This window comes from Microbacterium sp. 1154, from assembly GCF_031455375.1.
Taxonomy (GTDB): Bacteria; Actinomycetota; Actinomycetes; order Actinomycetales; family Microbacteriaceae; genus Microbacterium.
The window spans coordinates 325381-349672 of the sequence record NZ_JAVDSN010000003.1; the positions used below are offsets into that span (position 1 = coordinate 325381).

Annotated in this window: 21 protein-coding genes and 1 tRNA gene; 7 read left to right on the plus strand and 15 right to left on the minus strand. The window is 70.7% G+C overall.

Annotation, left to right across the window (positions count from 1 at the left end; genetic code table 11):
* Positions 1-14 precede the first annotated feature (14 nt).
* A complete protein-coding gene (locus tag J2X55_RS13280; protein ID WP_115919439.1) occupies positions 15-1034 on the plus strand; it encodes an NADP-dependent oxidoreductase in 1020 nt (339 codons plus the stop codon).
* 2 nt (positions 1035-1036) lie between these two features.
* Here J2X55_RS13280 and J2X55_RS13285 read toward each other — a convergent pair whose 3' ends face one another.
* A complete protein-coding gene (locus tag J2X55_RS13285; protein WP_309823969.1) occupies positions 1037-1924 on the minus strand; it encodes a LysR family transcriptional regulator ArgP in 888 nt (295 codons plus the stop codon).
* Positions 1925-1952: 28 nt separating this feature from the next.
* Between J2X55_RS13285 and J2X55_RS13290 the strand changes: the two genes are divergently transcribed.
* Together J2X55_RS13290 and J2X55_RS13295 are read left to right on the plus strand one after the other, a co-directional pair.
* Positions 1953-2654 (plus strand): LysE/ArgO family amino acid transporter, encoded by a 702-nt coding sequence (locus J2X55_RS13290; protein ID WP_309823971.1) that lies wholly within the window; start codon positions 1953-1955, stop codon positions 2652-2654.
* Positions 2655-2695: 41 nt separating this feature from the next.
* Positions 2696-2971 (plus strand): acylphosphatase, encoded by a 276-nt coding sequence (locus J2X55_RS13295; protein ID WP_309823972.1) that lies wholly within the window; start codon positions 2696-2698, stop codon positions 2969-2971.
* Position 2972: 1 nt separating this feature from the next.
* Here the strand turns inward: J2X55_RS13295 and J2X55_RS13300 are convergent, their stop codons facing one another.
* From J2X55_RS13300 to rplK, 6 genes are all read right to left on the minus strand, one after another.
* Positions 2973-4016 (minus strand): nitronate monooxygenase, encoded by a 1044-nt coding sequence (locus J2X55_RS13300; RefSeq protein ID WP_309823973.1) that lies wholly within the window; start codon positions 4014-4016, stop codon positions 2973-2975.
* Between the two features lie 9 nt (positions 4017-4025).
* A complete protein-coding gene (locus tag J2X55_RS13305) occupies positions 4026-4841 on the minus strand; it encodes an amino acid ABC transporter ATP-binding protein (protein WP_309823974.1) in 816 nt (271 codons plus the stop codon).
* Positions 4828-5493 (minus strand): amino acid ABC transporter permease, encoded by a 666-nt coding sequence (locus tag J2X55_RS13310; RefSeq protein WP_115919448.1) that lies wholly within the window; start codon positions 5491-5493, stop codon positions 4828-4830. The genes J2X55_RS13305 and J2X55_RS13310 overlap by 14 nt, the downstream gene beginning before the upstream one ends.
* A gap of 88 nt (positions 5494-5581) precedes the next feature.
* Complete coding sequence (locus tag J2X55_RS13315) at positions 5582-6385, minus strand: amino acid ABC transporter substrate-binding protein (RefSeq protein ID WP_115919450.1); 804 nt, start codon at positions 6383-6385, stop codon at positions 5582-5584.
* Between the two features lie 191 nt (positions 6386-6576).
* The gene (rplA, locus tag J2X55_RS13320; protein ID WP_094734955.1) at positions 6577-7269 is read right to left on the minus strand and encodes a 50S ribosomal protein L1; all 693 of its coding nucleotides are present in this window, start codon (positions 7267-7269) and stop codon (positions 6577-6579) included.
* Positions 7270-7280: 11 nt separating this feature from the next.
* Positions 7281-7712 carry a 50S ribosomal protein L11 gene (gene rplK / locus J2X55_RS13325; protein ID WP_058232721.1) on the minus strand — a complete coding sequence of 144 codons (432 nt, stop codon included), beginning with the start codon at positions 7710-7712 and terminating at the stop codon, positions 7281-7283.
* 332 nt (positions 7713-8044) lie between these two features.
* Between rplK and J2X55_RS13330 the strand changes: the two genes are divergently transcribed.
* Positions 8045-9004: a hypothetical protein gene (locus J2X55_RS13330; RefSeq protein ID WP_115919452.1), complete on the plus strand. Its 960-nt coding sequence runs from the start codon at positions 8045-8047 to the stop codon at positions 9002-9004.
* Between the two features lie 442 nt (positions 9005-9446).
* Here J2X55_RS13330 and nusG read toward each other — a convergent pair whose 3' ends face one another.
* The 3 genes from nusG to J2X55_RS13345 all read right to left on the minus strand — a co-directional run bounded on the left by nusG (position 9447) and on the right by J2X55_RS13345 (position 11028).
* Entirely contained in the window at positions 9447-10577 is a 1131-nt protein-coding gene (nusG, locus tag J2X55_RS13335) for a transcription termination/antitermination protein NusG (protein ID WP_309823978.1), read from the minus strand.
* A gap of 60 nt (positions 10578-10637) precedes the next feature.
* Positions 10638-10913, minus strand: coding sequence for a preprotein translocase subunit SecE (secE, locus tag J2X55_RS13340; RefSeq protein WP_115919456.1), 276 nt, complete (start codon positions 10911-10913; stop codon positions 10638-10640).
* 42 nt (positions 10914-10955) lie between these two features.
* Positions 10956-11028: transfer RNA gene (locus J2X55_RS13345), tRNA-Trp, on the minus strand.
* Between the two features lie 253 nt (positions 11029-11281).
* Between J2X55_RS13345 and J2X55_RS13350 the strand changes: the two genes are divergently transcribed.
* Positions 11282-13108: an HSP90 family protein gene (locus J2X55_RS13350; protein ID WP_309823980.1), complete on the plus strand. Its 1827-nt coding sequence runs from the start codon at positions 11282-11284 to the stop codon at positions 13106-13108.
* Positions 13105-15885, plus strand: coding sequence for a hypothetical protein (locus J2X55_RS13355; RefSeq protein ID WP_309823982.1), 2781 nt, complete (start codon positions 13105-13107; stop codon positions 15883-15885). Before J2X55_RS13350 ends, J2X55_RS13355 begins: the two co-directional genes overlap by 4 nt.
* Positions 15886-15949: 64 nt before the next feature.
* Here the strand turns inward: J2X55_RS13355 and J2X55_RS13360 are convergent, their stop codons facing one another.
* From J2X55_RS13360 to gabT, 5 genes are all read right to left on the minus strand, one after another.
* Positions 15950-17311 (minus strand): NAD-dependent succinate-semialdehyde dehydrogenase, encoded by a 1362-nt coding sequence (locus J2X55_RS13360; RefSeq protein WP_309823983.1) that lies wholly within the window; start codon positions 17309-17311, stop codon positions 15950-15952.
* A 22-nt stretch (positions 17312-17333) separates the two neighbouring features.
* A complete protein-coding gene (locus J2X55_RS13365) occupies positions 17334-18893 on the minus strand; it encodes an APC family permease (RefSeq protein WP_309823984.1) in 1560 nt (519 codons plus the stop codon).
* Positions 18890-19762 (minus strand): universal stress protein, encoded by an 873-nt coding sequence (locus J2X55_RS13370; protein WP_309823985.1) that lies wholly within the window; start codon positions 19760-19762, stop codon positions 18890-18892. The genes J2X55_RS13365 and J2X55_RS13370 overlap by 4 nt, the downstream gene beginning before the upstream one ends.
* Entirely contained in the window at positions 19759-21216 is a 1458-nt protein-coding gene (locus tag J2X55_RS13375; protein WP_309823986.1) for an NAD(P)/FAD-dependent oxidoreductase, read from the minus strand. The genes J2X55_RS13370 and J2X55_RS13375 overlap by 4 nt, the downstream gene beginning before the upstream one ends.
* Positions 21217-21302: 86 nt before the next feature.
* Positions 21303-22652, minus strand: coding sequence for a 4-aminobutyrate--2-oxoglutarate transaminase (gene gabT, locus J2X55_RS13380; RefSeq protein WP_309823987.1), 1350 nt, complete (start codon positions 22650-22652; stop codon positions 21303-21305).
* Positions 22653-22744: 92 nt separating this feature from the next.
* On the opposite strand from gabT, the gene J2X55_RS13385 reads away from it, so the two are divergent.
* A complete protein-coding gene (locus tag J2X55_RS13385; protein WP_309823988.1) occupies positions 22745-24274 on the plus strand; it encodes a PucR family transcriptional regulator in 1530 nt (509 codons plus the stop codon).
* Positions 24275-24292 lie beyond the last annotated feature (18 nt).

Sequence of the window (24292 nt, forward strand, 5' to 3'; positions counted from 1 at the left end):
AGAGTGAGCGCCCGATGAGATTCCGATCGACGCGTCCCGAGACCGACCTCCAGCCCGCTCCGCCGGTGCCGGACACGATGCGCGCCGTGGTCATCGACGGCCCCGGCGACGCCGAGGCCCTCCACCTCGCCGAGGTCGAGGTCCCCACCCCGGTGCTGAGCGAGGTGCTCGTGCGGGTCGTCGCGGCCGGCGTCAACCCAATCGACGCGAAGACCCGGGCGGGGCGCGGTCTCTCCGGGGCCATCTCGTCGTGGCCGGCCGTGCTCGGGCTCGACGTGAGCGGAGTCGTCGTGCGCGCCCCCTTCGACGCGCATCCCTTCCCCGTCGGGACCGAGGTCTACGGCATGGCCACCGTGCCGCGCACGAGCGGCTCCTACGCCGACTACGTCGTCGTGCCCACGCTCTCTCTCGCCCGCAAACCCTCGTCGCTCTCGCACGTCGAGGCCGCGGGCGTGCCGGTGGCGGCCCTGACGGCCTGGGGCATCGTGGTCGAGACCGCTCTCGCGCACCAGGGTCAGCGCATCCTCGTGCACGCGGGCAGCGGCGGTGTCGGCCACTTCGCGGTGCAGTTCGCCGCGTACTTCGGCGCGCACGTGATCGCGACCGGGTCGCCGCGCAACCTGGAGTGGCTGCGCGAGTTGGGGGCCGCCGAGGTGGTCGACTACACCTCGACACGGTTCGAAGAGGTGGTCTCCGAGGTCGACGTCGTCATCGACCTGATCGGCAACGTCTCGGACGACACCGGCACGCGTTCGCTCGAGGTGCTGCGTCCGGGCGGTCTGCTCATCGAGGTGCCCACCGGGGCGTGGCCCGACTTCCGCGAGGCCGCCGCGGAGCGTGGCATCCGTTCCACCGACTACAAGACGATCCCCGACGGCGGGGCTCTCGCCACGATCACCCGCCTGCTCGAGTCGGGAGCCGTGCGCGTATACGTCGAGCACGTCTTCGAACTCGACGACGCCGCGGCGGCGCACACGGAGCTCGAGCGCGGGCACACCCGGGGCAAGATCGTGCTGAGCGTGAGCGACGACTGACCTCAGCCCGCGGCCAGCACCCGGCGCCCCTCGTCGACGATCTCGTCGGCCACCTCGTCGAGCAGCGGAGAAGTGAGGTTCCACTGCTGCCAGTAGAGCGGCACGTCGACCGGATCGTCGCCCAGGCGCACGAGCTCGCCGGTGTGCAGTGCCCCCTCCGACTGGAACCCCGGGAGCAGTCCCCAACCGAGGCCCAGTCCGACGGCGGAGGCGAAGTCCTGGGATGCCGGAACTCGGTGCCGCGGCGGAGCCGCTGCGGGCACCCCACGGCGTGCCAACCACTGCGTCTGCAGGTCGTCGCGCCGGTCGAAGTCCACCACGGGCGCGGCCCGGAGCGCTTCGGCATCGACCCCTCCGGCGAACCATCTCGCAGCGAACGCGCCGGTGGCCACCGCCTCGTACCGCAGCACGCCCAGCCGCCGCACGCGACACCCGGCGACGGGAGCCTCGCGCGAGGTGACCGCGGCCATCACCGTTCCGGATTCGAGGAGCCCCGCGGTGAAGTCCTGGTCGTCGCGATGCAGATCGAACACGACAGAGCGGCGCTGCGCCACGCGGGCGAGCGGCGGAAGAAACCACGTGGCGAGGGAATCCGCGTTCACCGCCAGCGGGACCGATGCCACGGCCCCGCCCTCGGCACCGATCGCGGCGAGGGCGTCGTGTTCGAGCAGGGCGAGTTGGCGAGCCAGTCGCACCACCGCGTCGCCCGCTTCGGTGGCGCTCACGGGCTTACTGCGCACGAGCACCACGCGCCCGAGCTGATCCTCGAGCGCCCGGATGCGCTGACTCACCGCGGAGGGCGTGATGTGCAGACGCCGGGCGGCGGCGTCGAGGGTTCCCTCCTCGACGACGACGGCGAGGGTCCGGGCGAGATCGAATGGAATCGGCATGAAGGAATGCTAATGGTCCTACAGAATCATGAGCTGGCCTACGCTTCACTCCTCCCCTAGCGTCGTCCTCGTGCTCCCCTCCCTGCTCGCCGGCCTCGGTCTCGGCTTCTCTCTCATCGTCGCCATCGGCGCCCAGAACCTCTTCGTCCTGCGTCAGGGCATTCACCGCGAGCACCTGCTCGCCGTGGTGGCGGTGTGCGCGCTCTCCGATGCCGCGCTCATCCTGCTCGGGGTCTCCGGCATCGGCCTGGTGCTGCAGACGGTGCCGTGGCTGATCGTGGTCGTCCGGTGGGCGGGAGCGGCCTTCCTCGTCGGATACGGCCTTCTGGCCGCGCGCCGCGCCCTGCGCCCCAGCGGCGCGACGCTGCACCTCGAGACCGCGGCATCCCTTCTCGCACCGATGGCAGGCGGCACGACGGTGCAGACCCGCCCGGCCCGCACGACGCTCACGGCGACGGTGCTGACCTGCCTCGCCCTCACCTGGCTGAACCCGCACGTGTACCTCGACACGGTCTTCCTGCTCGGTTCCGTGGCGTCGACGCACGGCGACGGGCGCTGGGCGTTCGCGGTGGGGGCGTGCATCGCGAGCCTGGTCTGGTTCTCGGCCCTCGGCTACGGTGCACGGTTCCTCGGCCGGTGGCTCGACACCCCGCGAGCCTGGCGCATCCTCGACGGCGTCATCGCCGTGGTGATGTTCGCGATCGCCCTGTCCCTCGTGCTGCCGCACTGATGCTCGACGCCGGGGGCCCGGCCGTCGGCGAGAATGGGCCGATGCGAACGGTGACGATGACGGTGACGGGACGCGTCCAGGGCGTCGGCTTCCGATACTCCCTGCGCACCGAGGCGGATCGTCTCGGCATCGACGGCTGGGTGCGCAACCGCCGTGACGGTTCGGTGGAGGCGTTCCTCTCCGGCGACCCCGACGACGTCGAGAGCGTGATCGCCTGGGCGCACGACGGGCCGGCCGGAGCACGCGTCGACGATGTGGACATCGTCGAGGGCACCGAGCGGGCGGCATCCGGCTTCGAGATCCGCCCCACCGCCTGAGTCAGACCGGAAGACCGGCTCTCAACTCGGCGAGGACGTCGGCGACGTCGTCGAAGCGCGAGAGCGCCGCCCCTTGACCCGCCCACAGCGACACCAGTTCGCCGTCGCCCCGTGCGGTCGCCGCGGCGCGAAACACCCCGGTCAGCCAGTTCTGCGCGGGGAACGGGGCGATCATCCCCGACGCCTCGAGCTCGTGCATCGCTCGATTCGGGATGCCGCGTGCCAACCGCCCGCTCATGGCCCGGGTCAGCACGGTGTCGGTGTCGGCCGCTCGACCGATCGCGTCGCGATGGGCGGCGGTGGCCGCCGACTGGGAGGTGCGCAGGAACGCCGTCCCCACCTGCACCCCCTCCGCGCCCAGGGCGAGGGCTGCTGCGACGCCACGGCGATCGGCGATCCCGCCCGCCGCGATGACCGGGATGCCGACGGCATCGACGACCTGCGGCACCAGGGCGAAGGTCCCGACGAGCGAGGCCGATGCCTCACGCAGGAACGACACCCGGTGCCCGCCGGCCTCCGACCCGGTGGCGACGACGGCGTCGACGCCCGCCGCCTCGAGCGCGACGGCCTCGGCGACCGAGGTGGCGGTGCCGATTACACGGATGCCGCGGTCTCTCGCGCTCGCGAGGGTGTCGGCATCCGGGACTCCGAAGACGACGCTCAGCACGTCGGGGCGGGCCTCGAAGACGGCCTCGAGCTGGTCGGCGACCGGCGGGAGGAACGCCGTCGGGGGTGCGGGCACCTCGACCCCGGCCGCGGCGAACAGGGGAGCCGCGGCATCGAGGAACGGGTGCACATCGAGGTCGGCGGGGGTGATCTCGTCGCCGCGCGGGAGCCAGAGGTTCACGGCGACCGGGCGCCGGGTGGCGGCCCGCAGCTGCGCCACCGTGTCGCGGATGCGATCGGGCGCGTAGCCGTACAGCCCGAACGACCCGAGCCCTCCGCCGTTGCTGACAGCGGCGGTCAGGGCGACGGACGACAACCCGCCGAAGGGGCCGAGGACGATCGGAACGTCGATGCCGAGCAGGTTCTCGAGGCGACTCATGCCTCGACCCTACGGCGCGCGGTTCTCCTCCGGGTCGCCCGAGGAGTCGGGGCCGTCGAGCGGGCGCAGCAGACGGTTGAGGAAGCGCTGCGTGCGCTCCTTCTTCGGCTGACGCAACAGCTCCGACGGCGCCCCGCGCTCGACGATCACTCCCTCGTCGAAGAACAGCACCTCGTCCGCGACCTCGCGCGCGAAGCCGAGCTCGTGCGTGACGATGACCATCGTCCAGCCCTCTCGAGCGAGCTCGCGCAGGACCGTGAGCACCTCGCCCACGAGCTCCGGATCGAGCGCGCTGGTCGGTTCGTCGAACAGCAGGAGCGAGGGCTGCAGGGCCAGAGCACGGACGATGCCGACGCGCTGCTGCTGACCGCCGGAGAGCTCGGACGGGTATGCGTCGCGCTTCTCCGACAGGCCGACGCGGGCGAGCAGCGTCTCGGCACGGGCGACGGCCTCGGCCCGAGCGACGCCGTGCGCCTGGATCGGCCCCTCGATCACGTTCTGGATGACGGTGAGATGCGGGAAGAGGTTGTGATGCTGGAACACCATCGCCGAACGATCGCGCAACCCGGTGCGGTCGGCCTTCGAGACCTTCTGCGAGAAGTCCACGACCGGTCCCCCGTCGAACGCCACCACTCCGGCATCCGGGGTCTCGAGTCCGTTCAGGCAGCGCAGCACGGTGGTCTTGCCCGAGCCGGAGGGGCCGATGAGCACGAGAACGTCGCCGCGGCGCACCTCGAGATCCACGCCGTCGAGGACGCGATTGTCACCGAAGCTCTTGCGCAGACCCGAGACGGCGAGCAGCGGGGCGGTGTCAGTGGGCGACATGGCGGTCCAGCCTCTTTTCCAGGGCGTTCTGCCCGAACGACAACACGAGGCAGAACAGCCAGTAGATGAGCGCGGCCTCGAGGTACACCGCCATGAACTCGTACGAGAATGCCGCGATGGCCTGCGCCTGGCGGAAGAGCTCGGTGACGAGGATGAGGGATGCCAGCGAGCTGTCCTTCACGAGCGAGATGAACGTGTTCGACAGCGGCGGCACCGAAACGCGAGCCGCCTGCGGCAGGATGATGCGCGTCAGCGTCTTCCGGCGGCTCAGACCGACCGTGTGCGCGGCTTCCCACTGCCCACGCGGGACCGAGAGGATCGCCGCGCGGATGACCTCGGCGGCATACCCGCCCACGTTCAGCGAGAACGCGATGACCGCCGCGGGGAACGGATCGATCGTGAGCCCGAGCGAGGGCAGTCCGTAGAAGATCACGAAGAGCTGCACCAACAGGGGCGTGCCGCGAATGATCGAGATGTAGAACCGGGCAACGCTCGACAGCACCACATTGCGCGACAGCCGCAGGAGGGCCATGCCCAGCGCGATGACGAGACCGATCGCGAAAGAAGCCAGGGACAGCGGGATCGTGCCCGTGATGCCGGCCAGAACCATCGGCCAGAACGAGTCGACGAGCAGGGTCCAGATGTCGTTCATGGGCCTCCTTCCTCACACGCGAGCGGATCATCCGCCTCCCACGCTAGAGCGGGCAGGCGGATGATCCGCGGGGGTTTACAGCAGCTGCTTACTTCGTGACGTCGTCGCCGAAGTACTTGTCGCTGATCGAGGCGAGGGTTCCGTCGGCGCGGAGTTCCTCGAGGGCGCCGTCGACGGCCTCGGCCAGCTTGTCCTGGCCCTTCTTGAAGGCGAAGGCGCTCTCGGAGGAGTCCTCGGTCGTGGCCGCGATCTTCAGGCCGGTGGGGCTGTTGGTCTTCTCGTAGTCGAGGTAGGTGAGCTGGTCGTTGACCGTGGCGTCGACGCGACCCTGCTTGAGCAGGGCGACGGCCTGGGCCCAGCCCTCGACGGCCTCGACCTGGGCGCCGCTCGAGGTCGCGAGCTCGTACCAGTTGCTCGTGAGCGACTGGGCGGTGGTCTTGCCCGACAGGTCGGCGAAGCTCGAGATGGCGTTGTCGCTGTCGTTGGTCACGATGACACCGCGCGAGACGGTGTACGGCGAGCTGAAGGTGTACTTCTCCTGGCGCTCGGGGTTGATCGAGACCTGGTTGGCGATGACGTCGAAGCGACCGGCGTCCAGGCCCGCGAAGATCGCGTCCCACTGAGTCTCCTGGAACTTGACCTGCAGACCGAGCTTGTCGGCGACGGCCTTTGCGATCTCGACGTCGAAGCCCGTCAGCTCGCCCGCACCCTCGTGGTACGAGAAGGGACGGTACGTGCCCTCGGTGGCCACGGTCAGCGTGCCGCCGGAGATCAAGCCGAGGTCGGAACCCGCGTCGGGGTCGGCCGCGGTGGAGCCGCCGCTGCAGGCGGTCAGCGCGAGGGCGCTGAGACCCAGGGTGGCGGCGAGGACGGTCAGACGGCGACGGGGCATAGCTGTTCCAGACATGTGTGAGTGGTGTGTGTGGGGGGTACGCGGTGCAGGCGTACCCTCCAGGGAAACACGGCAGGGCTCGAAGGTCTTCCCGCATGACGCCGTATTGCACGATCGTGCAGCCGCGATGCCGCTCGGACACGCGAAAGCCCCGCCGGCACGAGGCGCGGCGGGGCTTCCGGTGACGAGTGTCAGACGATGACGTTGACGTCCAGCGGGATGCCGGGACCGAAAGTGGTCGAGACGGCGCCCTTCTGGATGTAACGGCCCTTCGAGCTCGACGGCTTGAGGCGGACGATCTCCTCGAGCGCGGCCTTCAGGTTCTCGTCGAGCTGCTCGGCCGAGAACGACGCCTTGCCGACCACGAAGTGGACGTTGGCGTGCTTGTCGACGCGGAACTCGATCTTTCCGCCCTTGATCTCCTCGACGGCCTTGGCCGGGTTGGGGGTCACGGTGCCGGTCTTGGGGTTCGGCATGAGGCCGCGGGGTCCGAGGACCTTACCGAGGCGACCGACCTGACCCATGAGCTCGGGCGTCGAAACGGCGGCGTCGAACGACGTGTAGCCGGCCGCGACCTTCTCGATGAGCTCGGTGCCACCGACCTCGTCGGCACCGGCGGCGAGAGCCGCCTCGGCCGCGGGGCCGTTGGCGAAGACGATGACGCGAGCGGTCTTACCCGTGCCGTGGGGCAGGATGACCGTGCCGCGGACCATCTGGTCGGCCTTACGGGGGTCGACCGAGAGCTTGAGCGCGACCTCGACGGTCGAATCGAACTTCTTCGAGCCGGTCTCCTTCGCGAGGGCGACGGCCTCGGTCGGGGTGTAGAACGTGTCGGCCGCGATCTTCTCAGCAGCGGCGCGGAATGCCTTGGACTTGGTAGCCATTGTTATCTCCCTCAGTCCTCGACCGTGATGCCCATGGAGCGGGCGGTGCCGGCGATGATCTTCGAGGCGGCCTCGATGTCGTTCGCGTTCAGGTCGGGCTGCTTCGTGGTGGCGATCTCGCGGACCTGCTCCTTGGTGAGCTTGCCCACCTTGGTGGTGTGCGGCGTGGGCGAGCCCTTCGCCAGGCCGGCTGCCTTCTTGATGAGCTCCGCCGCCGGCGGGGTCTTCAGGATGAAGGTGAAGCTGCGGTCTTCGTAGACCGTGATCTCAACGGGGATGACGTTGCCGCGCTGGGCTTCGGTCGCCGCGTTGTAGGCCTTGCAGAACTCCATGATGTTGACGCCGTGCTGACCGAGCGCCGGACCGATCGGCGGCGCGGGGTTGGCCGCGCCCGCCTTGATCTGGAGCTTGATCAGGCCGGTCACCTTTTTCTTGGGTGCCATATCCTTTTCCTCTCTCGAGCGAGGACCTCTCGGTTCCCTCTCTCCCGCACGTCCGGCGGTTCCGGACAGCGGTCGTCGCGCACTGAGGCACGCAACCTTGCCATTGTACGCGACATGGGGGCATTCGGCATCCGCGGGTCTGCCCCACCCCCGCACTGGCCCCCTTCCCCCGCCGGCCCGGGTGCGACGGGGGTTCTTGCGCATAAACGCGCTCCGCGCGCAGAAACACGAGGACAGCGCGTTTGTGCCAGCAAAGAGCGTTTATGCGCGGGACGAGACGAGTTCTCCACAGGCTCGAAACGCGACCGCCCCGTTTCTGAGACCCTCGCCACATGGACACCGCTCCGCGCACGCTGCGCGCGTCGCCCGCCCCGCTGATACGCGCGTCGCTCGCCCCGCGGACCGGTCCGCCGCTCTGGCGCGACGACGCACTGGTGCGGATCCGTCCCGGGATCTACACGGTCCGCACGATGTGGGACGCGCTCGAGCCCTGGGACCGGTACCGCGTGCGCGTGCACGCCTTCGCCCTCGCCAGACCGGATGCCGTTTTCTCCCACGAATCCGCAGCGTCCCTTCTCGGCCTGCCCACGTTCGGCCACCCGCGCGCGATCCACATCTTCGACGCGCGTCGCTCGCGATCGGTGACGTATGGCGACGTCACCGCCCATACGAGCATGGATCCCCGCTCGACGTTAGAGTTCGCCGGCATCCGGTTCACCCCCGTCGAAGACGTGGTGACCGACCTCGCCCGCGTGCTTCCTCCCGCGTTCGCCCTCGCGGTCGGGGACGCGGCCGTCGCAAGATTCGGTCTCCGCCGAGAGGTCCTGCTCGACCGCCTCGACGCGCAGCGCAACGCCTTCGGGGTGCGGCGGGCGAAGTGGACCCTGCAGCGCGTCACCGCGTCGGGGGAATCGCCGGGCGAATCGATCAGCCGCGCCGTCATCGAGTGGTGCGGATTCCCCGAGCCAGAGCTGCAGAGGGAGCATGAGGTCGAGGGGCGCGTCTACCGGTCCGACTTCTGCTGGCCGGACCGGAAGATCATCGGAGAGATGGACGGGTGGGTCAAGTACGACGATGCGGGCCCAGCTGAGGCGACCGAGGTGCTGCGAGCGGAGAAACGTCGCGAAGACGCCCTCCGGCGACGTGGTTGGCACGTCGCGCGCTGGGATTACGCGGGGGCGCTGAGCGTCGGCCCTCTCCGCGCCGCTCTCGTCGCCGCGGGGCTGCGGCCGGTACGCAGTCCCGAGACGGCCGCTCTGACTTCCGTCGGACGCAACCCCCGATCGATGTGACACGCATAAACGCGATCAGCGCTCACAAACGCGAGGAGATCGCGTTTATCGAGGTGGATCGCGTTTCTGCGTGGGATGCCGGGACCCGGGCGCACAGGGACGGCCGCCGAGGAGCGGGGCGAAGCGCGACAGCACGGACGGCAGCGGGACGGCACGGACGGCAGCGCTACGGCATGGGAGCGCGACGGCACGGACGGCAGCGCTACGGCATGGGAGCGCGACGGCACGGACGGCAGCGCTACGGCATGGGAGCGCGACGGCACGGACGGCAGCGCGACGGCATGCATAAACGCTCTCCGCGCTCAGAAACGCGAGGAGATCGCGTTTACCGGCGTGGACCGCGTTTATGCGTGGGATGGGATGCCGGGACCACCCGGCCGGCGAACGACGAACGCCCCGTCGGCCGGAGCCGGACGGGGCGTTCGCGAAGACGCGGGGAGCGTCAGATCATCTTGGTGACCTGGTCGAACGACAGCTCGACGGGGGTCTCGCGCTCGAAGAGCGACACCAGCACTGTGAGCTTGCCGCTCTCGGGCTTGATCTCGCTGATCGTGCCGGGCAGACCCGCGAACGAGCCCTCCTTGATGGTGATCGTCTCGCCGGCCTCGAAGTCGACCTCGGCGGGGATGACGCGGGCCGTGGTGGCCGAGCCCTTGGCGGCGGCGCCCTTGACGGGAGCGGCCTCCTTGACCTCGACGAGGCTCTTCAGCATGTTGAAGGCCTCTTCGAAGCGCAGCGGGGTCGGGTTGTGGGCGTTGCCCACGAAGCCGGTGACACCCGGGGTGTGGCGGACGACCGACCAGGTGTCTTCGTTGAGATCCATGCGCACCAGCACGTAGCCGGGGATGCGCACGCGGTTGACCATCTTGCGCTGGCCGTTCTTGATCTCGACGACGTCCTCCATGGGGACCTCGACCTGGTAGATGTCGTCCTCGACCTCGAGCGTCGACTTGCGCTGCTCGATGTTGGCCTTCACCTTGCGCTCGAAGCCGGCGTAGGAGTGGATGACGAACCACTTGCCGGGGAGCGAACGCAGCTCGGTACGGAACGCCTCGTACGGGTCGGCGTCCTCGTCGGTCTCGTCTGCATCGATGTCGACGTCGGTCGCGGCGTCGGCCGGCGACTCCGCGGCCTCGGCCTCGTCGACCTCGCTCGCCGCGGCCGAGACCTCGTCGACGAAGTCCTCGTCGAGGACGGGAGCGTCGGGCTCGCCGTTCACGTCGGGGCCGTCGTAGGGGGTGACCTCGTCAGCGGCTTCGGCGGCCTCTTCGGCCTGTTCCTCGGCGAGGGCGTCGGTGAGGACCTCGGCGGCGGCTTCGGCCTCGCTGGTCTCGTCGATCTCGAGAGCGTCGTTCACGATCGCGTCCGCCTCCGGGTCGGTGATGTCGATGTCGCCAAGATCGGCGTCGTCGGTGTCGGTCGCGTCATCGACGATGTGGACCGCGGCGTGCTCGGCCGAGTCGGAGGCACGCTCCTGGGACTCGAGCACGTTGCCCTCCTGGGCCTCGTCGTCCTCGCTGGACTGCTCAGCGGCCGTCGCCCAATCGGCGTCGTCGACATATCTTTCAGACACTGTGATCTCTTCCGTTCAGAGGCGGCCGCTCGTGGGGCCGCGCGTCCGCCCAGACGCCGGTCAGGCGCCGGCGGTACCGGGGACGCCGAAGACGGCGGTGGTGATCCACACGAACAACACGTCGAGGCCGTAGACGATCGCCATCATGACGACGACGAACCCGAGGACGACGGCGGTGAACTTGAGGAGCTCCTGCCGCGTCGGCGTGACGACCTTGCGCAGTTCCGCGAAGACCTGACGAATGAAGAGGGCGATCCGCGCGAAGAAGTTGAGCTTCTTCTCGCGGGGCGCGCCGCGCTCAGCGACGATCTCGCCCTTCGCCTCGTCCTGCGTCATCGAACCACCTAGGTCTGTGTCTGTGCCAGCGTGCGCTGTGCGCAGGGCGGACAGGAATCGAACCTGCAACCTGCGGTTTTGGAGACCGCTGCTCTGCCAATTGAGCTACCGCCCTAAGATCCCGAGGGATCCAGGATGCGAAATCGACGCGCTTCCGCCTGGAATCTCTCGGAAGGGATGCCATGTGCCCGGGGGCACGGCGAAAGAATGCAGATTTCGACTGCACTGCAAGTGTACGGCATCGGGCACACGGACGACGAACTCCGCTCCCCGGCACCACCCTCGGGAGGCCTCTCTGAATAGGGTGGAAGGTGGTCGCCGCCCCGACCCGAACCGCAGGGCGAGCGCCGACGGATCGAGGAGCACGGATGAGTTCACAGGCGCCCGCCCAGCAGTTCCAGGTCGATCTGCGGGGCGTGATCGATCTGTTGAGCCGCCATATCTACTCGGGGCCACGGGTGTTCCTCCGCGAGCTCCTGCAGAACGCCGTCGACGCGATCGCGGCGCGTCGAGAGGCCGACGGCGGCGGTGGCCGCGTGCGCATCACACCGGTCAGCGCGGCATCCGAGGAGTTCGTCCTCCGCGATGACGGGGTGGGCCTCACGCCAGACGACGTGGCCGATCTGCTCGCGACGGTGGGGCGCAGCTCCAAGCGCGACGTGTTCGATCTGCCGCGCTCGGACTTCCTCGGGCAGTTCGGAATCGGCATGCTGTCGTGCTTCATGGTCTGCGACGACATCGTCATCCGTTCCCGCAGCGCTCACGGCGCGGACCCGGTCGAGTGGGTCGGTCACGCCGACGGCACCTTCGAGGTCCGCCCCGGCGCCGCGGACCTGCCCGTGGGCACGAGCGTGCACCTGCGCCCTCGGGGAGACAGCCGTTCGCTGCTCGGCACGGCCACCGTCGTCGAGCTCGCCGAGACGTTCGGCCGGTACCTGCCCGTAACGGTGAGCATCGACCTGCCCGCGGGCGGTGAGACGACAGTCACCACCGCTCCCCCCTTCCTCGGCGACGACCGCGAGGCGCAGGCGGCCTATGGCCGAGAGCTTCTCGGGGCGGAGCCTCTCGCGATCATCCCGCTCTCGGTCCCCGCCACCCAGACGCGCGGCCTGGCCTTCGTGCTGCCGTTCGCGCCGGCATCCACCGCCCGTCAGAGCACGCGCGTCTATCTTCAGCGCATGCTGCTCACCGAGCGCGCCGACGACCTGCTGCCCGATTGGGCCTTCTTCGTGCGCGCGGTGGTCGACTCGGCGGGGCTGCACCCGACGGCCAGTCGGGAGGCGCTCGTCGATGACGACGCGCTCGAGCAGACCCGGACGGAGTTGGGGGATGCCGTGCGCCGGTGGATCCTCGATCTCGCGCTGAGCGACCCCCTGCGCCTGGCGCAGTTCGTCGCCGTTCACGAGGTCGCTTTGAAGTCGCTCGTGCGGTACGACGACGAACTGGCGCGCTTCATCGTGCCGTGGCTCTCGGTCGAGACGAACGCGGGGCGCCTGCGGATCGACGAACTGGTGCGTCGATCCTCGCCCGTGCGGTACGCCGGCACCGTCGAGGCCTTCCGTCAGGTCGTGAGCGTCGCGCCGACCGGCACCACGCTGGTCAACGGCGGGTACCTGTACGACGACGAGCTGATCCGCCTGCTGCCCGAGGTCTTCCCGGACGTGCGGGTCGAAGCCGTGGACGTGCTCGACGAGATCGACCGTCTCGCTCCCCCGCCGCTGGACGAGCGAGCCAGGGTCGTCTCGCTCGAGAACCGCGCGCGGGCGGCACTGACGACCGTCGATGTCGTGGCCCGCTCCTTCGAACGCCCCGAAGCCGCCGCGCTGTTCGTCGCCGACCCCGCTGTGCTGCGCGCCCTCGACCGGGGTCGCGCACGCAGCGCCGGAGGAGCCCTGTGGGCGGGGGTGCTCGATCGCGCCGAGTCCGTGGGGGCCCGCGGACGAGACGAGAAGCAGGACTCCCCGTCGTCGCGCCTCTGCCTGAACTGGACCAACCCGACCGTGCAACGGCTCGCGCACGCTCCCGACGGCCGCGCCTTCACCGCCGGCGTGCAGGTGCTGTATGTGCAGGCGCTGCTCGCGGGCCATCACCCGCTCGGCGTGGCGGATCGTGCACTGATGTCATCGGCTCTCGCCGATCTCGTCGACCTCGCCGCCGACGCCTCCCCCCACCCCGCCCCGGAAGGACCCGCATGACCGCCGCCGAAGACATCGCCGCCCTGTTCGACGAGATCGATCGGACGCCCTGGGGACCCCAGGAGAGGGCCCTCGTCGCCGAGGCCGTCGCCCGTGCGCAGGAGAGCGGCGACACCCGTCTCGAGTACGAGGCGCGCCTGCGGCAGACCTCGAGCGCGAACATGATCGGCGACACCGACCTCATGCTGACGTCGTTCGCCTGGTGCCTGGCGCAGCACGAAGCCGATCCCGAGCGCTTCCCCGCACAGCTCGAGCCCGCCGGCGACCTGCTGTGGCAGTACAAGTGGATGGCCGGTGCCCTGCGCGGCTCACCCGCGTTCGCGAGCGAGCAGATCGAGGCGGTGCTCGACGACATGGAACAGCACTACCGCCGTGCCGGCGTCGGACTGAGCGGCGCGCTCATGGCCCGCTTCGAGGACGCATGGGCCGCGGGCCGCACCGACGAGGCCGCCACTCTGCGCGAACGTCTCGAGGCCACCCCGCGCGATGACTACAGCCACTGCGACGCGTGCGTGCGCAGCCAGTTCGCCGGGTTCTTCTCGGCGACCGGGAGCGAGGACGAAGCGATCCGCCTCGTCGAGGAGATGGTCGAGGGCGGCTTCACCTGCGGCGAGGAGCCCGAGCGCGCACTGGCCCTCGTGCTGCTGCCGTTGCTGCGCGCCGGTCGGTTCGAGCAGGCCCGCGCCTTCCATTCGCGCAGCTACCGCTTGGCGCGCGAGAACCCCGACAACCTCACGATCATCGCGGACCACGTCACCTTCTGCACCGTGACGGGCAACGAGGCGCGTGCCCTGAGCCTCATCGAGAAGCATCTCGGCTGGCTGACGCACGACGGCCTCAACGCGGAAGCCCACGAGGAGGCTCTGGCCGCCTTCGGTCTCGCGCTCGACGCCGTGACCCGCGCGGGCCACGGCGACACCCCGGTGCGGGGGTCGGATGCCGCCGGGCTCGGGCCCCTGTTCGGCGCGCGCGGCACGGAGCTGACGGCATCCGAACTCGCGGCCCTCTGCTGGGCTCGGGCCGACGAGATCGCTCAGGCGTTCGACCGGCGCAACGGGACAGACGCGCACGCACGGCGCCTGGAGCGCACCCGCGCCCTGGCCGAGGAGCACTACGACGTTCCGCTGTCGTCCGGGGGGTTCACCGCGCCGGCGGCGGCTCCCCGCGAGTGGACCCCTGCCCAGCGCCTCGCGCGCGCCCGGATGCTGGGGACCATCGGCAGCCCGGCGGCGATCGACGCCATCGCCGACGTGCTCGACGACGCCGCGGCCGCCGATCGCGTGCCGCTGACCTTCCTGCTGCTGCGGGGACTCTCGGCCGAGGAGCGACTCGACGACGCCGCGCAGGTGTTCGCCGCGCGCGTGGCCGCTCTTCGCGACGTCGGCGACGAGGCTCGAGCCGACCTCGAGCAGGAGCTGGGCCTCGCGCTCTTCGGAACGGACGACGCCTTCGCCGCTCGCGCGCTCGAGGAGCACCCCGACGCTCCCCCGGCGGTCCGTGGCCATCTGCTGACGATCCTGGCGTACGGCCACCTCGTCGCGGGCCGCCTCGACGAGGCGCTGCGCACCGGGCGCGAAGCACGCGATCTGTACGCCCGGACGGACGACCTCGATCGCACCCACGCCCTGCGGAGCATCGAGGTGGACGTCCGCCGCGCCCAGGAGGCCCCCGTGGAGGCGATCGAGGTCCTCGACGCGCTCCTGGCAGACGATCGGTTGGATCCCGGTCGGCGCGTTCGCGCGCTGATGGACCGGGCGATGCTCCGCGATGTCGTGGGCGATCCCTCGCGGGGTGCGGACGACGCCGATGAAGCGGCGCGGCTCCTCCTCGCGTGGGACCTGCCCGATCAGCTCGTCGCCGGCGCCGCGTCCCTGAGCGCGCAGATCGCCGAGCGTGCGGGCCAGACCGAGCGCGCCGCCGCCGGCTACCGCGTGGCCGTCCAGCGCCTGGAGGCGTCCGGCGAGCCGACGACCGCGCTGCGCTACGGTCTCGGGCGCACGCTTCTGGCTGCGGGCGCTGCGCACGAGGCCGTGGAGGTCATCGACGAGGTCCTGCAGGACGAGACCGCCGCCGGCGAAGCGCCCGGGTCGCGCGCCATCACGGTGGGCCTGCTCGCACGCGCGTTCGAGCAGGCCGAGGAGTGGGGCAACGCGCTGCGGGCCTGGGAGATCACCGCCGACCTGCACGAAGAAGCGGACGAGCCCGCTCGTCGCGCGTCGGCTCTCGTAGCTCAGGCGCAGCTGCTCGGACGCCTGGGCGAGACGGACGAGTCGGTCGAGACGCTGACGGCCGCCGTCGAGGTCGCCCGTGTCGATCCCGACAATCGCGGCATGCTCGCCGACGCCCTGCACTCGCTGGCGCAGGTCAAGGCGTTCCGCGGGGACGACGATGCGCTCACCCTCGTCGACGAGGCCCTCGAGATCGGGCGTGCCGACGACGCCCCGTGGCTCGTCGCGGACCTCCTCGACACGCGCGCGCGGTTGCTCGCGAACGCCGGGCGGGTCGACGAGGCGGTCTCGTGCGCCCTGCAGGCCGCCGATGGGTTCCTCGCCGTCGAGGGCTCCCCGCAGGCCGCGGGGTCGGAGCTCGTCGCCGCGCGGATCCTGCTGGGTTCAGAGCGCCCCGAGGAGGCCGTCGCGGTCTTGCGTTCCGCCCTCGAGCACGCCGTCGAGCAGGAACCGCTGCGCCAGGCCGTGGCGATCGATCTGGGCGACGCCCTGGAAGCCCTCGGTCGGCACGGTGAGGCCGCGGAGGTCCGGCGCACCCTCTCGGCCTGACGCACCGCGGATACACGACGACGGCGGCATCCGGAGAGGATGCCGCCGTCGTCGTGTGGTCTGCTCAGGCCGTGCGGATCAGCTTCTTGTTGACGAACTCGTCCGCCGCGAGAAGCCCCATCTCACGCGAGGTACCGCTGCGCTTGACCCCGCCGAACGGCAGCTCGGGCGAGTCGGCGAGGACGACGTTGACGTAGACCATGCCGGCTTCGATCCGGTCGGCGATGCGCTGGGCCTGCTCGGCGTCCGTCGTGAAGACGTAGGAGCCCAGACCGTAGCCGGTGTCGTTGGCGAGCTCGACGGCCTCATCCTCGCTCGAGACGCGGTAGACGGTGCCGACGGGACCGAAGAACTCCTCGCCGTACGCGTCCATCTCGCTCGTCACACCGGTCAGCACCGTGCCCGGGTAGAACGCTCCGTCGCGGGTTCCGCCGACCTCGACGGTGGCACCCTGGGCGACCGCGCGCTGCACCTGCTCGTCGAGGCGCTCGGCCGCGGTCAGCGACGACAGGGGACCGAGGACCGTGTCGTCGGCGAAGGGGTCGCCGACCTTGGCCTCACCGAGCGCCGCCGTGAACTTCTCGAGGAAGGCGTCGTACAGCTCGTCGATCACGATGAAGCGCTTGGCGCCGTTGCAGGACTGGCCGTTGTTGTCGAGGCGAGCATCGACGGCCGCCTGCACAGCGCCGTCGAGGTCATCCGTGGAGAGGAGGATGAACGGGTCGGACCCGCCGAGTTCGAGCGCGACCTTCTTGAGGTTGCGACCGGCGATCTCGGCCACGGCGGCACCGGCACGCTCGGAGCCCGTGACCGACACGCCCTGCACGCGACGGTCGGCGATGATGGTCGCCGCCTGCTCGTTGGTGGCGCGGATGTTCACGTACGCGCCCTCGGGCAGACCCGCGTCGCGGTAGATCGCCTGCAGCGCCTCCGCCGACTCGGGGCACTGGGGGGCGTGCTTGAGCAGGATCGTGTTGCCGACCGCGAGGTTCGGGGCGGCGAAACGGGCGACCTGGTAGTACGGGAAGTTCCACGGCATGATGCCCAGCAGCACGCCCAGCGGCGAGCGGCGGATGACGGCCGTGCCCTCGCCCAGGATGTCGAGCGGGCTGTCGCCGGTGATCTTGTCGATGTTGTCGGCGTAGTACTCGGTGATGTCGGCGGCGAAGTCGACCTCGCCGAGCGCCGCTTCGAGCGGCTTGCCCATCTCGCGCACGATGATCGCGGCGAGCTCGTCACGGCGCTCGCGGTGCAGCTGGCCGATACGGCGCAGGCCCTCGGCACGCTCGGCCGGGGCGGTGCGCGACCACACGCGGTAGCCGTCGTGGGCGGAGGCGATGGCCTCGTCGACTCCGGAGTCGCTCAGCGTGTCGTACTCGGCGAGGGTCTCACCGGTGGCCGGGTTGACGACGGCGTAGTCGCTCATGGTGCTCCTTTTCGTTTCGTTGTCAGGACGTGATGCGGCGGCGGGCGCTGGCGGGTGCTTCGCGTCCCAGCGTCTCACCCCGGAAGAAGCCCGGGCTCGCCACGCGCTGGGCGATCATGAGCACGAGTCCGACCGCGATGATCACGACGGTGATCACGAACACCAGACCCACGCCGCCGATCTCGGAGCCCGACCCGTAGTCGGGGCTCGCGCTGTCGATGAGGGTGGTCACGAACAGCACTGCGAGGATCAACCCGCCCACGAGGGGCGCGAGCAGCGTCAGGAAGACGTTGCGCACGGAGTCGAACCACTGCTTGCGGAAGTACCAGACGCACGCGAAAGCGGTGAGGCCGTAGTAGAAGCAGATCATCGCCCCGAGGGCCGTGATGGTGTCGGTGAGCACGTTCTCGCTCAGCACGCGCATGACGGCGTAGAAGACCGAGGCGACGACCGCCGAGACGATGGTGGCGTAGCCCGGGGTGAAGAAGCGCGGGCTGACCTTGGCGAACTTCTTCGGCAGAGCGTCGTAGTGCGCCATCGCCAGGAGCGTCCGAGCGGGACCCACGAAGGTCGCCTGCAGCGACGATGCCGAGCTGGTGAGCACGGCGAGCGAGACGAGGAAGGCGAGCGGCCCGAGGACCGGCCCCGACAGGTGGAAGAAGACGTTCTCCTGGATGTCCTCGTTGCCGAGCCCCAGCTCCCCCGTGCCGTTGCCCGCGAACATGAGCAGTGCGATGGCGATCAGCAGGTACAGCGCGACGATGAGGAACACCGTGACGGTGGCCGCGCGACCCGGCGTCTTGTCGGGGTCTTTCGTCTCTTCGTTCATCGTGAGGATGACGTCCCACCCCCAGAAGATGAAGATCGACAACGAGAGACCGGCGGCGAAGGCGCTGAAGGACGAGACCTCGAAGGGGTTGAACCACGACGCCTGCACGGGACTGGCGTCGAACGCGTTGCCGTTCATCATCTCGATGACCGCCGCGCCCGCGAAGACCAGCAGCACGAGGATCTGAAAGCTCACCAGGCCGTACTGCAGACGCTGGGTGGTCTGCAGGTCGCGGTACGACACGATCGTGGCCAGCAGCATGAAGAGCAGACAGACGGCCACGTTGATCGGGACCACGCGCGTGAGCTCGGCGATCTCGGCGTTACCGGTGACCTGGGCGATGAGCAGGAACAGGAAGTCCACCGCGATGCCGGCGAGGTTCGACAGCACGATGACGGTGGCGGCGATGAGGCCCCAGCCCGCCATCCACCCCACCCACGGCCCGAAGGCGCGGGCTGCCCAGGTGAAGGAGGTGCCGGCATCCGGCATCCTCGAATTCAACTCGCGATAGCCCAGGGCGACGAGCAGCATCGGGATGAAGCCGACGAGGATGATCGCCGGCACCTGGAAGCCGACGGCCGACACGGTGGGGCCGAGGGCTCCGGTCAACGTGTAGGCGGGGGCGATGGTCGAGATGCCGATGACCACGGCGCCGATCATGCCGATCGAGCCGACTCGGAGTCCCTTGTTGGAGATGCCGGTGGTGACGGCGCTGTCGGGCGCCGGGCTCGCTCCGTTGCGAGAACTGGTCATGAGGAGGCCTCCGAGGTGCGCGGCACGACGATCATGGGGACGGGCAGAGCGCGCAGGATGCGCCCCGCGGTGGAGCCGAGGAACAGCCGGCGGGGCTGCGCGAGACGGCTCGAGCCGACGAGGGCCACCTCGCCCGGCTGCCAGTCGATGCTCGAAACGGCGTCCTCGATGTCGGAACCGGCGCCGACGACGGCCTCGGCCTCGATCTCGGGGGCGAGCGTGGTGCGGACGGCCTCGAGCACGCTCTCGGCGTGCGCCTGACCGGTCAGGTGGGTCAGCGACGCATCGACGCGGCCGGGCAGGTCGACGCCGGCGAGCGAGAGGAGCCGCAGGGGCGCCGCGGCCCGACGGGAGACGGATGCCGCCGTGTCGAGCAGGACGTCGGCTCCCGGGCGTGTGCCGATGGCGGCGGTGACGCGCGGCAGGCCGACTCCCGGGTCGACGTCGCGCGCCCCCTCGGGAGCGAGCGCGACGGGGACGGGCGCTGAGTGCACGAGCTCTTCGGCGGTGGTCCCGAGACGGTGACGGCCGCGGGGCCCTCCCCCGCCGGTGCCGACGACGATCACTTCGGCGTCGAACTCCTCGGCGGCCGCGACGAGTCCGTCCGACACCGCCTGGGCGAAGCGGACGTGCCCCCGGATACCGGGGTAGGGCGCCACGGCCTCGCGCAGCCAGCCGCGCGCGGTGTCCTGCACGAGGCGCTCGTAGCCGGCATCCTTGGGGATCGACACGTTGTTCTCGGCCGAGGGCAGCACGACGACCGCGTGCACGGGGGCGTCGAGGGCCGCGCCCAACCGCGCACCGAGCGCGAGGGCGTCGGCACCGGCGTCGGTCGCGGTGTAGCCGACCACCACGCGACGGGCGGTCACCCGCGCGTCCGCTCGAGGATCTCGTCGGCCGCGCGGTGCCCCTGGCGGATCGCTCCGTCGACGTGCTGGAAACCGGCTCCGGCCATGTCGCTGCATGCCAGGTGAAGGGGGCCGACGGGCTCGCGCAGGTCGGCGCCGTAGCGGTGCAGGCCGCCCAGGTCGAAGCTCGCGGCGTAGGCGCCGCGGGTCCACTCCTCGGTGCCCCAGTCGCTCTCGTAGTACACGACGGGGTTCTTCGCCTCGGGACCGTAGTAGTGCGACAGGGACTCGAGGATGCGCTCCTTGCGCTCCTCGGCGTCGAGGCGGAACAGGTCGTCGGCGTTGTGGTCCGAGACGAAGCCCACGAGGGTTCCGCGCTCGTCGCCGTGGTTGGTGTTGTCGTAGGCCTCGTGCGCGAGCTCGTACGGGCTGAACGCGGTACCCGACAGGCCCTTCTCTCGCCAGAACGGCGTCTCGTAGACGGCGTGGACCTTGATGACGAAGCCCATCGAGATGTGCTGGTGCATCTGGTGCTGCAGGCGCGGCAGCGGGGGCTCGAACGAGATGCGCGAGTACAGCACGGGCGCCAGCGCGAGGATGGCGAAGCGGGCGCGGACGGTGACGCCGTCGGCGATCACGGTCACCCCCGCGGAGGAGTTCTTCGCGGCTTCGACGCGAGCGGTCAGCGCACGCAGGTCGTCGACGCGCCGACCCGTCGCCGAGTCGGCGGCACGCTCCGGGGTCGCGGCGGCGCCCCAGATGACGCGGCGCACCGGCTGGTTCAGCAGCACGTCGTCGCCCAGTCGCTCGGCGAGCAGCTCGGGCACCTGCTGGAGGCCACCGGTCACGCGCTTGTCGAGGATGAAGTCGGCGTCGACGAGGTTCGAGTACGAGCCCGCGGATGCCGCCATGTGCAGCGACTGCAGCAGCGAGAACGTGTGCGTGGGCTTGGTGAGCATCGCGGACCCCGTGGCGAAGGCGAGGTTGCGGACGGCCTCGTCGTCGTCGGTCTGCTCGCGCAGCCACGCGTCCCACGAGATGGTGTCCCACTCGGCGGCCTTCGGGTGCTCCCAGGGGCGGTCGGGGTCGATCTCGGCGACCATGGCGTCGAGACGCGCGGTGACCTCGTCGATGACCTTCTCGGTCTCGGGGGCCACCGGGAACATCTCGCCCGTGAACCGCTTCGCCTCGCCGTCGGGACCGACGTAGACGCTGTCGCCCTCGCGGTAGCGGCTGAAGGTCGACAGGCCCAGGTCGGCGACCGTGTCGATGAGCGCCTGCTGGTCGGGCGAGACCCACTGGCCGCCGAGCTCCAGCATCGCGCCGTCGATCGTGTCGGTCCAGAGGCGCCCGCCGACGCGGTCGCGCGCCTCGAGCACGACGACCGACAGTCCGGCCTTGCGGAGGTCGTTGGCCGCGGTCAGGCCGGCGGCACCGGCACCGATCACGACCACGTCTCGGGTGATCTCGTCCATGGAAGCGTCCTTACGTGTCGTGCGGAGTCGTGGGGGTGGGCCCGACGGCGGCGGAGTTCGGGTCGACGCCGCCGTCGGGACGATCGTCAGTTGCGGGCGAGGGCGGCCGCGACGACGTCGAGGCCCTCGGAGAGCAGCTCGTCGCCGATCGTGAGCGGCGGGAGGAAGCGGATGACGTTGCCGTACGTGCCGCAGGTGAGCACGATCACGCCCTCGGCGATCGCGGCCTTCGCCACGGCCGCGGTGAGGGCGGCGTCAGGTGCACCCGTGGCGGGGTCGACGAACTCGGCGGCGATCATCGCGCCGTGTCCGCGCACGTCGCCGACGCGCGGGTCGTTCTGCTGCAGCTCGTGCAGGCGTCCCTTCAGGAGTTCGCCAATCTGCTGAGCGCGCTCCACCAGTCCCTCGTTCTCGAAGGCGTCGATGGATGCCAGCGCCGCGGCGCACGCGATCGGGTTACCGCCGTACGTGCCTCCGAGTCCGCCCGTGTGGGTGGCATCCATGATCTCGGCGCGACCGGTGACGCCCGCGAGCGGCAGGCCCGCGGCGATACCCTTCGCGGTGGTCACGAGGTCGGGCACGATGCCGAACAGCTCGCTCGCGAACATCGCGCCGGTGCGGGCGAAGCCGGACTGCACCTCGTCGGCGATGAAGACGACGCCGTTGGCGCGGCACCAGTCGACGATGGCGTTGAGGAAGCCGTCGGCGGGGACGATGAAGCCGCCCTCGCCCTGGATGGGCTCGATGATGACGGCGGCGAGGTTGTCGGCGCCGACCTGCTTCTCGATCAGCGAGATGGCCTTGGCCGCGGCCTCGGGGCCGGAGAGCCCGTCGCGGAAGGGGTACGACAGGGGCGCGCGGTAGACCTCGGCGGCGAAGGGCCCGAAGCCGCTCTTGTACGGCATGTTCTTCGCCGTGAGCGCCATCGTCAGGTTGGTGCGGCCGTGATAGGCGTGGTCGAAGGCGACGACCGCCTGACGACCGGTGTACTTGCGGGCGATCTTGACCGCGTTCTCGACGGCTTCGGCGCCCGAGTTGAACAGCGCGCTCTTCTTCTCGTGGTCGCCCGGCGTGAGGCGGTTGAGGGCCTCGGCCACCGCGACGTACGAGTCGTACGGCGAGATCATGAAGCACGTGTGGGTGAAGGCGGCCACCTGCTCCTGCACGGCCTTCACGACGGCGGGGTGGGCGTTGCCGACGCTCGTCACGGCGATGCCCGAGCCGAGGTCGATGAGCGAGTTGCCGTCGGCGTCGACGACCACTCCCCCACCCGCGGCGACGGCCTGGATGGGCACGGTGTGCCCGACTCCGGATGCCACGGCCGCGGCCTTGCGCTCGAGCAGCTCCTGCGAGCGCGGGCCGGGGATGGCGGTGACAAGGCGGCGCTCCTGGGCGAGGGACGGACCGCCGACGAGGGGAAGGGTGTCGAGGCTCATGGCCGTGATGCTACGGACGCCGCGACGAGGCTCGCACTCTCCCCCCTGTACAGTCGCAGGCACCGTCATATACGAGTCGTACAGGAGTTGCCATGGTCGACACCGCCGTCGCGCCGCCGAGCCTGCGGGCCCTTCTCGCGCGCCGCGACCTGCAGCTGCGACTCGTGGGAGCCGAGGACGACCTGCCGCCCGGGAGCATCGACCGGCCGGTGCGTTGGGTGCACTCGAGCGACCTGGCCGACCCCACGCCGTTCCTCAGCGAGGGTCTCGTGCTGCTGACCACGGGGACGCAGTTCGCCGACGCGGCCGACTACGTCGCGTACGTGGACCGTCTGCTCGCGCGCGGTGTGCGCGCCCTGGGGTTCGGGACCGAGGTGGTGCGCGACGGCATCCCGGCGGGACTCGCCGCGGCCTGCCACGACGCCGGGATGCCGCTGTTCGAGGTCCCGTACCGCACGCCCTTCATCGCCGTGGCCCGGGCGGGCGCCGAGGCGATCGCCGCCGACGCCTACGCCCGGCGCAGTTGGTCGCTCGCCGCCCAACGCTCTGTCTCTCTCGCCGCCCTCCGCCCCGACGGGCTGACCGCCACCCTCGCGGAGCTGGCGCGGCAGCTCGACTGCTGGGTCGGGCTGTTCGATGCCGCCGGGGCCCTGCGCACCGCGCACCCGGCCGATTCCCTCGCTGCCCCGGCGCTCGACGCGGTGACGGCCGAGGTGACCACCATGCTCCGCCGCGGCACGCGAGCGGCCTCCACCCTGCGGGTGGTGGACTCCGCGGTGAGCCTGCAGACCCTCGGCCGCGGCGGGCACCTGCGCGGTGCCCTCGCGATCGCGGCCGACGACCTCGACCACGAGGCGCGCAGCGTCGTCACGGCCGTCGTGGCGATGGCCGCCCTCGCCCTCGAGCAGCAGGATGGGCTCGGCCGCGCGATCGGCACGTTCCGCGCGGGGCTCGTGCAGTCGCTCTGCGCCGACGATCCGACGCTGGCGCGGCGCGCGGCGCGCGACCTGTTCGGCCCGCTCCCCTCGGCCCCGGTGCTCGTCGCCCTCACCCCGGCCGCGTCCGCGCGCTCCGCCGCGCTCGGCGAGTGGCTCGAGGTGCGCGCGCAGGAGGGACGCGGGGAGGTGTTCTTCGGCCGCGGCGACGACGGACTCGTCATCGTCGTGCCCACCGCGGGACGCGCCCTGCTGGACGAGATCGCCGACCGCTTCGAGATCGTCGTGGGGTGCTCGGCCCCGACCGGCTACGACGCGTTCTCGGGCGCCCTCGCGCAGGCGCGCACGGCGCGCGATCGACTCTCCACCCCCGGAGTCTCCGACTTCGGCGACACGGCCCGGGCGGGGCTTCTCGCCGCCCTCGGTTCCGAGGCCGCGCGCAGCGTCGCGGCGGGCACCCTGACCCCTGTGCGCGAGTACGACGAGGCACAGGGTTCGGCGCTGCTTGCGACCCTCGACGCCTGGCTCACCCTCGACTGCTCGCACGAAGCGACGGCCCAGGCCCTCGGCATCCATCGCCACACCGTCCGCGCGCGTGTCGCCCAGGCCGAGCGCGTGCTCGGCCGCGATCTGTCGTCGTTCGCCGCGCGGGCCGAGGTCTGGACCGCGCTGCGCCTCGCCGAGTAGGGGCGGGCCATAGGGCGG